At 65.4% G+C, this 12,585-nt stretch carries 15 protein-coding genes; 7 read left to right on the plus strand and 8 right to left on the minus strand.

Translation table 11 applies throughout. The annotated features are described in order from the left end of the window. Nucleotides 1-123 precede the first annotated feature (123 nt). On the minus strand, nt 124-1,620 hold the full coding sequence (locus P2T57_RS02765; protein WP_276300950.1) for a globin-coupled sensor protein: 1,497 nt from the start codon (nt 1,618-1,620) through the stop codon (nt 124-126). A 114-nt stretch (nt 1,621-1,734) separates the two neighbouring features. On the opposite strand from P2T57_RS02765, the gene sugE reads away from it, so the two are divergent. Beyond that, nucleotides 1,735-2,058 (plus strand): quaternary ammonium compound efflux SMR transporter SugE, encoded by a 324-nt coding sequence (gene sugE, locus P2T57_RS02770; RefSeq protein WP_276300951.1) that lies wholly within the window; start codon nt 1,735-1,737, stop codon nt 2,056-2,058. Nucleotides 2,059-2,068: 10 nt separating this feature from the next. On the opposite strand, the gene P2T57_RS02775 is transcribed toward sugE, so the two are convergent. From P2T57_RS02775 to P2T57_RS02785, 3 genes are all read right to left on the minus strand, one after another. Continuing rightward, entirely contained in the window at nt 2,069-2,890 is an 822-nt protein-coding gene (locus tag P2T57_RS02775) for a phosphatase PAP2 family protein (RefSeq protein ID WP_276300952.1), read from the minus strand. A gap of 200 nt (nt 2,891-3,090) precedes the next feature. Further along, nucleotides 3,091-3,831, minus strand: coding sequence for an RNA methyltransferase (locus P2T57_RS02780; RefSeq protein ID WP_276300953.1), 741 nt, complete (start codon nt 3,829-3,831; stop codon nt 3,091-3,093). Continuing rightward, the gene (locus P2T57_RS02785; RefSeq protein ID WP_276300954.1) at nt 3,828-4,421 is read right to left on the minus strand and encodes a DUF8114 family protein; all 594 of its coding nucleotides are present in this window, start codon (nt 4,419-4,421) and stop codon (nt 3,828-3,830) included. Before P2T57_RS02785 ends, P2T57_RS02780 begins: the two co-directional genes overlap by 4 nt. Before the next feature lie 118 nt (nt 4,422-4,539). Between P2T57_RS02785 and folP the strand changes: the two genes are divergently transcribed. The 4 genes from folP (at nt 4,540) to P2T57_RS02805 (ending at nt 7,719) form a co-directional block, all read left to right on the plus strand. Continuing rightward, nucleotides 4,540-5,715 carry a dihydropteroate synthase gene (folP, locus tag P2T57_RS02790; protein WP_276300955.1) on the plus strand — a complete coding sequence of 392 codons (1,176 nt, stop codon included), beginning with the start codon at nt 4,540-4,542 and terminating at the stop codon, nt 5,713-5,715. Nucleotides 5,716-5,820: 105 nt separating this feature from the next. Then, the gene (locus P2T57_RS02795) at nt 5,821-6,549 is read left to right on the plus strand and encodes a 6-hydroxymethylpterin diphosphokinase MptE-like protein (RefSeq protein ID WP_276300956.1); all 729 of its coding nucleotides are present in this window, start codon (nt 5,821-5,823) and stop codon (nt 6,547-6,549) included. Nucleotides 6,550-6,636: 87 nt separating this feature from the next. After that, on the plus strand, nt 6,637-7,290 hold the full coding sequence (locus tag P2T57_RS02800) for a helix-turn-helix domain-containing protein (RefSeq protein ID WP_276300957.1): 654 nt from the start codon (nt 6,637-6,639) through the stop codon (nt 7,288-7,290). A gap of 129 nt (nt 7,291-7,419) precedes the next feature. Beyond that, nucleotides 7,420-7,719, plus strand: a complete 300-nt coding sequence (locus tag P2T57_RS02805; protein ID WP_276300958.1) for a DdfA family disk-determining factor — start codon at nt 7,420-7,422, stop codon at nt 7,717-7,719. Between the two features lie 26 nt (nt 7,720-7,745). On the opposite strand, the gene P2T57_RS02810 is transcribed toward P2T57_RS02805, so the two are convergent. Continuing rightward, entirely contained in the window at nt 7,746-8,717 is a 972-nt protein-coding gene (locus tag P2T57_RS02810; protein ID WP_276300959.1) for a quinone oxidoreductase family protein, read from the minus strand. 35 nt (nt 8,718-8,752) lie between these two features. Between P2T57_RS02810 and P2T57_RS02815 the strand changes: the two genes are divergently transcribed. Beyond that, nucleotides 8,753-8,920: a hypothetical protein gene (locus P2T57_RS02815; protein ID WP_276300960.1), complete on the plus strand. Its 168-nt coding sequence runs from the start codon at nt 8,753-8,755 to the stop codon at nt 8,918-8,920. Between the two features lie 99 nt (nt 8,921-9,019). On the opposite strand, the gene P2T57_RS02820 is transcribed toward P2T57_RS02815, so the two are convergent. Both P2T57_RS02820 and P2T57_RS02825 read right to left on the minus strand, forming a co-directional pair. Further along, nucleotides 9,020-9,511, minus strand: coding sequence for a VOC family protein (locus P2T57_RS02820; RefSeq protein ID WP_276300961.1), 492 nt, complete (start codon nt 9,509-9,511; stop codon nt 9,020-9,022). A 474-nt stretch (nt 9,512-9,985) separates the two neighbouring features. Further along, a complete protein-coding gene (locus tag P2T57_RS02825; RefSeq protein ID WP_276300962.1) occupies nt 9,986-10,990 on the minus strand; it encodes a TIGR04024 family LLM class F420-dependent oxidoreductase in 1,005 nt (334 codons plus the stop codon). Nucleotides 10,991-11,120: 130 nt separating this feature from the next. On the opposite strand from P2T57_RS02825, the gene P2T57_RS02830 reads away from it, so the two are divergent. Next, nucleotides 11,121-11,756: a S26 family signal peptidase gene (locus P2T57_RS02830; RefSeq protein WP_276300963.1), complete on the plus strand. Its 636-nt coding sequence runs from the start codon at nt 11,121-11,123 to the stop codon at nt 11,754-11,756. 18 nt (nt 11,757-11,774) lie between these two features. Here P2T57_RS02830 and P2T57_RS02835 read toward each other — a convergent pair whose 3' ends face one another. Then, nucleotides 11,775-12,572, minus strand: a complete 798-nt coding sequence (locus P2T57_RS02835) for an SDR family NAD(P)-dependent oxidoreductase (RefSeq protein ID WP_276300965.1) — start codon at nt 12,570-12,572, stop codon at nt 11,775-11,777. Nucleotides 12,573-12,585 lie beyond the last annotated feature (13 nt).

Consider the following 12,585-nt stretch of genomic DNA (forward strand, 5'->3'; position numbering starts at 1 on the left):
GGCCCCTTCATCCCACCCCGTCGGTTGGTCGGCCGAGCGCCACCCGCGGACCGCGGGGGTCGGGGCGGACCGTGGCGAGTCGGCGCGGCCCCCGAAATCGGTCAGAAAAGCAAGTTCATTGTCTCAGGCCGTATCGTCGTGCAGGCGCTCGACCGACTTCTCGATGCTCTCGATTCGCTCGACCTGCTGGTCGGTCGCTCGGGCCACGTCGGCCACCTCGTCGGCGATGTCGCTGGCGTGCCGGGAGACCTCCTCGACCATCGCCGAGACCTGCTCGGCGGCGACCGCCTGCTCGTCGGTGGCCTCGGCGACCTCGCCGATGCCGTGGACGGTCTCCTCGACCGCTTCCACGATTTCCCGGAGGGTTTCGAGCGAGGACTCGACGTTCTCGACGCCCGACTGAATCCTGCGCTCGGTCCGGTCCAAGCTTTCGACCGTATCGTCGGTCTTGGACTGAATCTGGCCGACCATCTCCTCGATTTCGCTGGCCTGCTGTTTGGACTGCTCGGCGAGGCTCTTGACCTCCTCGGCGACCACCGCGAAGCCGTCGCCCGCTTCGCCGGCCCGAGCGGCCTCGATGGAGGCGTTCAGGGCGAGGAGGTTCGTCTGCTCGGCGATGTCGTCGATGACATCGACCACTTCGTCGATTTCGGCGACGGTCTCCTGCAAGTCGGCCATGTCGCCGGTCACGTCGGCCCGCGCGTCGTCGATGTCCTCCATCGCAGTCATGGCGTCGCTGGCGGCGGCTTGGCCCTCGGTGGCGAGTTTCTTGGCCTCTCTGCTGGTCTGCTCGACCTGCTCTGCGCTGGCGGCGACCTCCTCGACCGTCGCGCTCATGTTCTCGGTCTCCTCGGCGATGTCGTCCACGTCGCCGGCCTGCTTGCGGGTCACGTCGTGGATTTCGTCGGCGCTTTCGGCCACGTCTTCTGCCGAGTCCGCGAGGTCTTCGAGCGAGTCCTCGACCGTCTCCGAGATGGCGTCTTGGAGGTCCACGAGTTGCGCGTTGGTCTCGCGCATCTCGTCGCTGTAGGACTGAATGTAGGTGTCACACACCATCTGCATGTCGAGGTTCACGATGCGGAACAGCGACAGAATCTCCTCGATACCCTCGGCGAACTCCTCGCGGACGACCTCGGCGGCCTCGTCGTCCACGCGCTCGGCGGTCCGCTCGATTACCCGGTCGCCGATTTCGGGCACGAGGAAATTGAAGTAGAGGGCATAGGCTCCGAGATAGTGCTTCATCGGCATGTCCAACATATCGTGAATCTTGCCGATGCGAGCGCGGTCGGCGAAGTACTCCCGGTCGTACTCGCCGTCGGCCAGCGACACCAGATACTCGGCTTGGGTCTGTTTGAGTTGGTCGATGGTCCGAGTAGAGCGACCGAGGACCTCGGTAGTCTCGTCGTAGTCAGTCAGGTGGTCGTAGAACTCGTCCACGGCGTCGTCCGCGATGGACTCGAAGAGGTCGGATTGGCCCGCCAGACGCTCGGCGTCGTCCTCGCCGAACCCAGTGAACTCCTTTCGCCACTCGATTTCTTCGTCGTCTACATCCAAATCCGCCAGTAGAGCATCGCCGTCTATCCGCTCTGCTAGTCGGCCGTCCGGGCCCGCAGTTTCCATGTACCCGTGGGGGAACCCACGCGACTTAATATTTCTTGAAATTATCGGGCGTGAGAAAGGTGGGACGCGACGAAAGCAAAAGACGTAGCCCCGCGAGACACCTACGCCGAACAGATGTCGTGGTACGTCCTGCTCCTCGCCGGCGTGTTCGAAATCGGGTGGGCTATCGGTCTGGAATACTCCGACGGCCTCTCAAAACCGATTCCCACCGCGGGGACCGTCGTGGCGCTCGTCGTCAGCATGGGCCTGCTGGCTATCGCCGTCGAGGACCTCCCGGTCGGCACGGCCTACGCGGTCTGGACTGGCATCGGCGCTGTCGGCACCGCGACGTTGGGCATCTTCCTGTTCGACGAACCGGCCTCGCTAACGCGGGTCGCGTTCATCGGCGTCATCGTGGTCGGTATCGTCGGTCTGCATCTGTCCTCGGGCGGGCACTGACCGACCCCCGTCAGGGCCACGCGTACTTCTGGACCCCCGACAGGAACTCCTGTGAAACCGCCGACCACCGGGGGTCGCTGACGCGCTGGGAGAGTCGATAGGCCACGTAGACCAACAGGATGGCGAACGCGGCGTCGGTCACCCAGTGGACGCCCAGATAGAGCGTCGAAAAGACGATGGCGACCGCCAGAATCGCGGCGGTGTGAGCGTACCGAGTATCTGCCTTCCGGGCGTAGAGCGCCGCCAGCACCGACAGGCCAGTGTGGAGACTCGGGAAGGCCTTGACCAGCGTGTCGGTGCTGTAGATGCCGTGCTGGATGGCTGGCGTGAGTTCGTACATCAACGGTTCGACCGTCGAGAGGTACAGCGACGATACTTTTACCGGGAACAGGAGGAAGAACGGCACCGCACAGACCACCACGATGATGTAGGCCAGCGCGTAGCGATGGGCCTCCTCCTCGTCGTGGGCCTTCAGTTTGAAGTAGGTGAACAGCACGATGAAGGGGAACCCGACGAGGTAGACCCCGGTCGCAAGTACCGTCAGCGGCGTGGCGACGAACGCCTGAAACACCGCGACGGTCGCGCCCTCGACGGCGTAAATCGCGCCGGTGAACGTCCGGGCGACGTGGAAGTTGAGCGCGAGTTTGTTCACGATTTCGGTGACGACCCACGCGACCCCGAGGTACTTCCAGTCGGTCTTCAAAAACTCCACCAGCAGGGTCCGGAACCGCTGGTCGGGGAGGAAAAGTCGCTTGCCCACGAGCATGGCGGCGATGCTCGGGACGGCGACGAGGAGGGTGAATTGCGTACCGAGCGGGAGGGAGGCAAACATACTCGTAGGTAGCTAGACGCCAGTTCGATAAAAGATTTGACTATCTGTGTGCGCACTGGAACTCGCCCGCCGAAATCGCCGGTTGGGCGTTCGTAGCACAATCTCACCTCTGTCAGCGCGTTCTCCAAAACGTATCTCTCCCGACGCGGAAAACCGTTCGGGCGAAAGCCCTCGTTACTCGGCGTGGCGTCTCCGCGGTTCTACTTTCCTTCGCGCTGTGGGTCGTCCTCGGCGTGGTACATCGCGCGCCGGAGGATGCCCCGGAGCGTCTGGACCTCTCGACCGGTCGGGTGGGCGCGCCCGAGGAGCCGTCGGGCGAGGCGAACCGTCTTGTCGCGCTTCTCGGCGGGGTGGTCGATGGCGTCCAGAAACTCGGCGAAGTGGTCGTAGAACCCCTCGATTTCGGCCTCGTCGGCGCGCTCGCGCTCCACGTCGGGGAGGTGAGTCCCGTCGAGGGTCAGGTCTCGGAGTTCGTAGAGCGTGACGGTCGCGGCCTGCCCCAGATTCAGCGACGAGTACTCGTCGCTGGCGGGAATCGAACAGATTTGGTCCACGCGGGCTATCTCGTCGTTGGTCAGGCCGTTGTCCTCCCTGCCGAAAATCAGGCAGGTATCGGCCTCCACCTCGCCGAGGTCGTCGGCCAACTCGTCCACCGTCTCGAAGGGGAACCGGCGGTGCTTCCGGGCGTCCTCGTTGGTCGTCGCGGTCAGGCCAACGGTGTGGTAGTTCTCCACGAGGTGGTCGAAGGTCACCTCGTCGTAGTTCGGCAGTACGTCCTCGCGGGCCTGCCCGGCGAACCCGTAAGCCTCGCTGTCTCTGCCGAACTCCGGCGGATTCACGAGTTTGAGGTCGTCCATCCCGAAGTTCTTCATCGCTCGGGCGATGGTCCCGACGTTACCGGGCGTCTTCGGTTCCACGACGGCGACGGCCGGCGGTTTCATGAGGGGTAGTCCTGATCCAAGTCGAGGTCGTCGTCCAACTCGTCGCCGGGTTCGAGGGGTTCGCTCTCGTCCTCGTCGTCGTCGTCGAGGTCCATGTCGCGGAGATTGATTCGCTCCTGTTCCTCCTCGGGGAGTTCGACGTTCAGGGCCTCTTGGTCCGGCTCCGGCGGTTCCGGGATGTCGTCGGGGTCGGTCTCGACGTGTTCGATGCCGCCGTAGCCTTCCGGCGCGCGGCCGCCGTCCAAGAACCACTCGTGGAACTCGTCTTGGAGGCGCTCCTCGCCCTTGAACTGGCTTCCGCCGGCCTCGCCGAACCAGTAGAGGAAGTCGGGTTCGTGTTCCCGACAGAGGACCACCTCGGAGAGGGGTTCGCCGTAGACGACCTCGGCGACGTTGCAGTCTGGGAGGTTCTCGTCGCCGTGAACCAGCCAGCAGGCGTCGCAGGGCGACCCGACGAGTGCTTGGAGTCGGACGAGGCGCTTGCGGGTGTCGTCCGGCATCTGGTCCACCGGCCGAAAGTTGTCGTCGTCGGTGAACACCTCGTCCTCGTCGAACCGCCAGCCGCGAAGCCCGATGTTGACTTTGCCCATTTGCTCGGGAAGTTGGCGCTCGGAGGTGAAAAAGAGCGCGTTCTCCGTCCCCGATTCGGAGGCGACGAAAGATTCCGGAACAGCCCTCTTTTTAAGCCTCCCGTGCCGCCTACCCGATATGCAGAACGTCACCGCTGGGGGCATGGGCATCGGCGACGACTACCCGCCGCGGATAATGGGCGTGTTGAACGTCAGCGAGGAGTCGCCCTACGACCCGAGCGTCTACGACGACCCGGCCGAGGCCGCCGAGTACGTCGATTCCGAACTCATCGGCGAGGGCGCGGACATCGTGGACGTGGGGCTGGAATCGGCCAACAAGCGATTCGAGGTCCTCTCGGCCGACGAGGAACTCGAACGCCTCGACACGGCTATCGAGACCATCGAGAGCGTCTCGGGCGATGCGGTCTTCTCCATCGAGACCAGATACGCCGAAGTCGCGGACGAGGCCCTCTCGCGTGGCTTCGACATGGTGAACGACATCTGCGGGTTCGCCGACCCCCGGATGCCCGACGTGTGCCGAAATCACGACGCCGCGGTGGTCAAGATGGCGAGTCCGCCGGACCTCGAACGCCCCGGCGCAATCGAGAAGCCAGACGACATCTACGACGCGCTCAAACGCGAGGGCCTGACCGACAAGACCATCGTGGACCCCGCGTTCGGCGGGTGGTCGGAGGCCAAGACCCTCGAGGACGACCGAGAGACTTTCCGGCGACTCCGGGAGTTCCGGGGCCTCGGGTGTCCCATTCTGGTCTCCATCAACCGGAAGAACTTCCTGCGGGACCTCGCCGACAGGAGTACTGAGGAGGCCCTGCCGGTCTCGCTGGCGGCGACTTCGATGGCGGTCGAGCGCGGTGCCCACGTCGTCCGGACCCACGACGTGGCCGAGACCGCCGACGCCGCCAAAATCGGCGCAGAGTTCGCCCGCAATCGGATTCGAGCGGACTGCGGCGGCAGTGACGGTCGGGGCCGAGACGGTATCGCCGTCGAGGAGCTAGACGCGACCAACTCCCGAGAGGTCGCTCGCCACCTCGAACGCATCGGTGCCGACCCCGCCCGCGCCGACGAGGCCGCGGCCCGCGTCTTCGAACTCTCCGGCCTCGGAGACAGCGAACGCGATGTCCTCGACTCGTCTGCGAGCGAGGTCGGCGCGCTCGTCGCTGGCGGTCCGGCGGGCGTCCTCCTCGGCGGTTCGCCCGCTGTACTGGCCGACCTGCGCTCGCGCGTCAGCGAAGTCTCCGAAAGCACACAGGACCTCGACGCGGCGCTCGATGCGGTCGTTCGCTCGGACCAGTAAGAGAAAACTTATGCCGGGAGAGGAAGAAATCGGGCATGGGAAGCCGGAAGGGCGCTCGCGGGTAGGGGTACTTGCTCGCGCACTTCCGGCTCGAACGGTTCTGACATGAACTACGAAACGTGGAGACCCGTCTACGAACAGATTCTGGACGATTTCGGCTTCGGCCGGGAGGCCGACGAGGAGGCCCGCGACGAACTCGCCGACCTGACGCGCCCGATAGCCGCGGCTTCCGAGTTCGACCTGACTCGCCTCGACGTGTCGGGCGAAGTCGTTGCTATCGCGGGCGCTGGTCCCTCGCTGACCGACCCGGACCACCCCGACCGTCCGGTCCAACTCGACCGAGCGAGGGACGCCGACGCCGTGTTCGCGGCCTCGACCGCAGTAGACGAACTCCGGCAGGCAAGCGTCGGCGTCGATTGCATGGTGACGGACTTGGACAAGAACCCCGCTACTGCCCGCGAACTGACCGAGGAGGACACGCCGGTCGCGTCTCACGCGCACGGGGACAATATTAATATGGTCTGCAAATGGATTCCGCGGTTCGACCGGGCGAACGTCCTGCCGACCACGCAGGCCCGACCGGTCGGCCACGTCCGGAACTTCGGCGGGTTCACGGACGGCGACAGGGCGGCCTTTCTCGCGGACCACCTCGGCGCGAGGACCCTCGTCTTCGTCGGGTGGGACTTCGAGGACCCCGACGTGGACCCGATGAAGGCCCGGAAATTGGAGTGGGCAGAGCGACTGCTTCGGTGGCTAGAGGTCCGCCGCGGCGAGGAGTTCGGCGTGTTAGACGGTCGGCGGGGAGCAATCGACGTGAGCGAGTTCCCCGACTGAGGCCAACAGATTCGGTTTTAGAGGGGACCCGGCCGAGATTTACCGCAGGCAGTTTACGGGCGGGTCTCCTCTCCCGAGTAGAGTCATATGAGTGTCTTAGCCGAGTTGACGGTTCCGGCGAGCGAGTTCGTTCTGTCCGAGACCCTGCAAAGCGTCCCCGAGATGCGCATCGAAATCAAGCGGGTCGTCGCCGACACCGAACACGTCACCCCCTACTTCTGGGCGTCCGGCGACCACCTCAATCGTTTCGAGGACGCGCTTCGGGACGACGACACGGTGCAGGACATTCTCACGCTGGAGGAGCAGGATGGCGACGAGCGATTCTATCGCGTGACGTGGCAGGCCGACGTAGAGACTCTGATGGCCGCCATCTCCGACGCGAAAGCGACCATCCTCGAAGCCGTCAGCGACGACGGGAAATTCTGGGACTTGAAGGTCCTCTTTCCGGGCCGCGACGACCTCTCGGGGTTTCACGACTACTGCGTCGAGCGCGATTTCTCCTTTCAACTCGAACGGGTGTATCAGCCCGAAAATCCCCAAGAGGTCGGCGAGTACGACGTGACCGACGACCAGCGCGAGGCCCTCCTCGCGGCCTACGACGCCGGGTACTTCGACGTGCCGCGAGACGTGAGTCTGACCGAACTGGCCGACGAACTCGGCATCTCCCGAAACGCTCTTTCGGCGCGCCTCCGCCGCGGCCACCGGAACCTACTGGCGAACACGATGGTCCACGACGAGTGAACACCGAAACCGCCGGACGCCGACGCCCGGCGAGTGGCCACGGAACCGGGACATAAAACGGTGGTAGTGCTACCACACGGGACCTTTAGGAAGGACGAGGTAAGGGCCAATGTCTGGTTCGGTGGAAGCATGAATGCCGACGAGAGCCAACTGGCTAACGAGCAGGACGCAGAGAATCCCGTCGTGACCTACGACGTGAATGACGGCGAGTCGATTACCAACGCAGTCGTGGCCGCAGTCAGTTCGGCGTCGGGGACGAGCGCGACCGAGTTACGGCCGCTCTACTCGGCGGTGGACCCCGACGCGCTCGATAGCATCTTCGCGCCACAGTCCGATGGCACGCCGCGCGTCTCCGGGGGCACCGTCGCGTTCGAGTACGGACCGCACCGAGTCCGCGTCGAGAGCGACAGGACGGTCCTCGTCTTCTGACCAGCAGAGACAGCGACAGACCGATTTCAGGGTTCCAGCACGACCTTCCCGGTCGTCTCGCGGTTCTCGATGGCCTCGTGGGCCTCGGCGGCGTCTTCCAGCGCGAAGGTCTCGCCCACGACGACTTCCAAGTCGCCGGCGACCAGCATCTCCTGTAGTTCGGGCACCGACGCGAGGACGCGCTGGGGGTCGCGCTGGAGCGCGTTGCCGAGGTGGAACCCGATGACCGACTTGTTCTCGAACAGGAGTCGCGTGGTCTCGACTTGGCCGGGTTCGCCGCTGGCCGCGCCGTAGGCCACCACGCGCCCGAAGTGCGAGAGGGCGTCGAGGCTCCGGGCGAACGTCTCGCCGCCCACGCCGTCGAGGACCAAATCGACGCCCTCGCCGCCGGTTTCGTCCTCGATGATTTCGCGGAAGTCCTCGTCCTCGTAGTTGATGGGGTGGTCGCACCCGAGTCGCTCGGCGAGGTCGAGTTTCGCGTCGGTGCTGGCGGTGCCGAACACCTCGGCGTCCGCCGCGCTCGCCAGTTGGACTGCCGCGGTGCCGACCCCGCCCGCCGCGGCGTGGACGAGGACGCGCTCGCCTGCTTCCAGTTCGCCCCACTCGTGGAGGACGGCGTGGGCGGTCAGGAACTGGACCGGGAACCCGGCGGCCTCGGCGAACGACATCGACTCGGGGACCTCGAACAGCGAGTCGGCGTCCGCGAGGACGTACTCGGCGTAGGCGTTCTGGCCGGTCATGGCCACGACGCGTTGGCCCTCCTCGCGGTCTACGCCCTCGCCCACAGCGTCGATGGTGCCCGCGGCCTCCATGCCGGGGACGTAGGTCGGTTCCGGGCCGCCGACGTAGTGTCCTCGGCGTTGCATGATGTCAGCGAAGTTGACCCCCGTGGCCTCGACCTCGATTCGGACTTGGCCCGGTCCGGGGTCGGGTTTCTCCGCGTCTGTGACTTCTAGCACGCTACTGTCGCCGAACTCCGTGACTTCGACTCTCTGCATGGCCTCGTCTTCAAGCCGAAGGGGGATAAACTCTCATGCCGTGGTCAGTTTTTCCGCGACCCGACGAGGACGATACTCTTGAGACGCGAAAGCAGACCAACCGGTCCGCGGTGGGTGCGCTCGGTAGAGCAAACCACCACCAGACGCCCGGCCGACCGACCGCCAGCGAGCGCGCGGTGAACCAGCCGACAGGGGTGGGATGAAGGGGCCGTCCGGTCGCGGGCTTCAAAAAGCGTTCATCACAGTCATCGCGTCGTCGCGGTTCACTGATGAGACCACGGTCATCGCGGTCGATCACACCACTATTCCGACAACCGCTCTCCGCCGATGTAGAGCCGTTCGGGCGCTGGCCGCCCGTCAGAGAACGACTCGTGGTACTCCATCAACTGCCAGAGAACCCCGGTCGGATTCCGCGGCGAGACGAACGCCTCGGCCCACTCGTCGTAGTCGGTCCGGTCCACCACGCGGATGTCCTCGGCTTCGAGCGCACTAATCGCGGCGTCCATGTCGGCGACTTCGAGGGTGACGTGATGCATCCCCGGCCCGTTCTCGGCGAGGAAGTCGGTGAGGAACGAGGAGTCGTCGGCAACGGGTTCGAGGAGTTCGACTCTCGACGCATCTCCGAGGAGGTAGTACGCCCACCGGAACGAGTTGGTGGGGTCCTCCTCGTGGACCAGTTTTTCGGCCCCGAGGAGGTCCAACAGCGGTTCGGCGTCGGCGACCTCGTGGACGGCGATGCCGATGTGGTCCACGCGGATTTCGGGCATTTCGGGAGGTTCAGATGGGTCGGACATGGGTTTCGTCTGCGACCTCGGACTGGATAGGTCTTGGGTGGATACCGGGGTTGTTACAGATTTAGAAATATATTTGTTTGTCTTATATTTTAGTATATGGCTTAAAGACACTTTAAGTAGTCTTAGAGCGAAGTGAGTAGCGCGAACCGCAAAACGACGGTCGTGAACGCTTCTTGAAGCCCCCGCCCGGTCGCGGCCGCTCCGTGACATATCTTCGGTCTCTCCGCAACGCCCGACCTCAGATAGGGGTCACGGAGCGACTAAACTGCACGCTGGAAGACAAACCGCGTCTTCCAAGGTCACACTCACTTCGTTCGCGTGACCGCGACCGGACGGCCCCTTCATCCCACCCGCCAGTTGGTTCACCGGGCGCTCGCTGGCAGTTGGTCCACCGGGCGTTCGCTGGCGGTTTGGTCCACCGAGCGAACGCCGGGCGGCGGCCGGGGCCGCCGCCCGGCTGAAACCCCGAGAAAATCAGGCGTCAGGTGCCAGCGCGTCGATAGTGGCTTCGAGTTCGTCCTGTTCGGCACCGCGGGGGAACGAGACCGCCACGCGGTCCACGCCCTCGATTTCCTCGAACTTTTCGAGGTCGGCGCGGGCCTCCTCGGGGGTCCCGACCGCGCCGAGGTCCTTCAGGAGTTCGTCGTCGATGGCCGCGAGCGCGGCGTCTTGGTCGCCGCTACCCCACGCCGTGGCGACCTCCTCGGCGGTGTCGGCGTAGCCCTGCCGGGAGAGGGCCTCGCGGTAGAAGGTCCCCATCGCGCCGACGTAGAAGGCCAGATGCTGGCGGGCGAGGTCTCTGGCGCGCTGGCCGTCCTCGGAGACGGCGCAGGTCAGCGAGAGCGTGACTTGCACGTCGTCGGGATTTCGGTCGCCCAACTCGGCCCCGCGCCGGAGGTCCTCGAGGCGGTCCCGAACCCCGTCGGGGGTCAACATCAGGGCGTGCCACCCGTCGGCGAAGCGCCCGGCCAACTCGACCGACTTGGGACCCATCCCTGCCGCGTCGATGGGGACGGTCTCCTCGGGCGGGTCCGACCGCAGGCGGAATCCGCCGACGGTGAAGATGTCGCCAGCGTAGTTGACGGTCTCGCCCGACAGCACCTGCCGGACGATTTCGACGTACTCGCGGGTCCGACGCAGGGGTCGCTCGAAGCTCTGGCCGTGCCAGCCCTCGATGACGGCGGGACCCGAGGGACCGAGACCGACCCGGAGGCGGCCCTCCGAGAGTTCCTGCAGAGTCGCGGCGGTCTGGCCCATCAGGGCGGGCGACCGAGAGTAGACGTTAAGAATCGACGGTCCGATGCCGATTTCGTCGGTGCGCTCGGCGATGGCCGAGAGGACGGTCGGGGCGTCTCGCCCCCACGTCTCCGGGAGCCACGCCCGGCGGTAGCCCCGATTTTCGGCCTGCTGTGCGAGCGAAACGATGTCCGCGATGCTCGGTCTCGCGGCGACCGGCAGGTGGATGGTGCGGTCTGTCATGGCTGTACCGATGCACGCCCGGACCATAGTTCCCTGCCAACGCCCGACCCCGGAAACGCGGTTTATTCGGCGCGAAGTTTGGCCGAAAACGACAGAAGCTTGATTAGAGCGCCGGGCCACTACCGAGTCGATGAGCGACGACGCACCTCCCGAAGGGTTGCGAGAATGGGTCACGTGGCTTCGCCGGACTGACCACACCGCCATCGAGTTCCTCCGCGAGACGGCGAGTAGCGCGCTCGTCGTCGTCCTCGTCGGCCTCGTGCTGTTCGGTGCGAGCGGAATCTGGCCGCCGATGGTCGCAGTCGAGAGTCCGAGCATGGAACCCCACATGGAGCGGGGCGATTTGGTGTTCGTGATGGAGGAGCATCGACTCGCGCCCGAGTTCGACACCGCCGAGACGGGGGTCGTCACCTACCGAGTCGGGAAGTCCGAGGAGTTCCGGAAATCGGGCGACTACGGCGACGTAATCATCTTCCGGCGGGACGGCGCGAAGGGGCGGACGCCCGTCATCCACCGCGCGAGGTTCTGGGTCAACGATTCGGAGAACTGGTACGACAAGGCGAACCCGAGGTACCTCCCCGGCGACAGTTGCACCGAGATAGCCAACTGCCCGGCACCGAACGCCGGGTTCGTCACGCTGGGCGACAACAACCGGTACTACGACCAAGTGACCGGCATCAGTCGCCCGGTCCGGCCCTCGTGGATTCGCGGGACCGCCGAGGTCAAGATTCCGTTCCTCGGCCACGTCAGACTGGCTTTCCAGTAAACTGCGTTTCGGTCGGCGTCAAACGTCGGGCGACTCCAGCACGTCGGGCACTCCCGCGACGGCAATCGTCTCACCAACGACGAACGACGAGGCGTCGCTGGCGAGGAATCGGGCCACGTCGGCTATCTCGTCGCTGGTGCCGACCCGGCGCTCGACCTCCTCGCGGTCCACCTCGTCGGCCGAGAGGCCCATCTGGCTGGCGAGGCCCGGCGTGGCGACGAACCCCGGCGCGATGCAGTTGACTCGCACGCCATCCCCGGCCCACTCGTAGGCCAGCGTCCGGGTGAGGTTGACGACCCCGGCCTTGGCCGCGCCGTAGTGGCTCATGTAGGGCGCGCCCTGCTGGCCCGCCACGCTGGCGACGTTGACGACGCTTCCGCCGGTCTCGTCGTCCTCGCCGGATTTGAGATGCTCCGCGGCGGCCTGCGTGCAGTTGTAGGTCCCGCCGAGATTGATGTTCAGAATCTTCTGCCAACCGTTGGGACTGATGTCGTCGAAGTTGGCCATGAACGAGGCCCCGGCGTTGTTGACCAGCACGTCGAGACTGCCGAACTCGGAGACGGTGGCCTCCACGAGCGCCTCGACTGCTTCGCGGTCGGTCACGTCGCACTCCACGGCGAGGGCGCTTCCGTCCCGGTCGCTTGCCTCTATCTCGTCGGCCACCGGGTCCACGTTCTCCTGTTCTCGGGAGCAGACCACGACGTTTGCGCCGTCTGCCGCGAACTCCTCGGCGATGGCGCGGCCGATGCCGGAACTCGCGCCCGTGACGATGGCGGTCCGGTCCGCCACGGAGAACCGGTCGAGGTGGTCGGTCATCGGGACCTCCGTT

It is taken from the genome of Halorussus lipolyticus, assembly GCF_029338375.1.
Taxonomy (GTDB): domain Archaea; phylum Halobacteriota; class Halobacteria; order Halobacteriales; family Haladaptataceae; genus Halorussus; species Halorussus lipolyticus.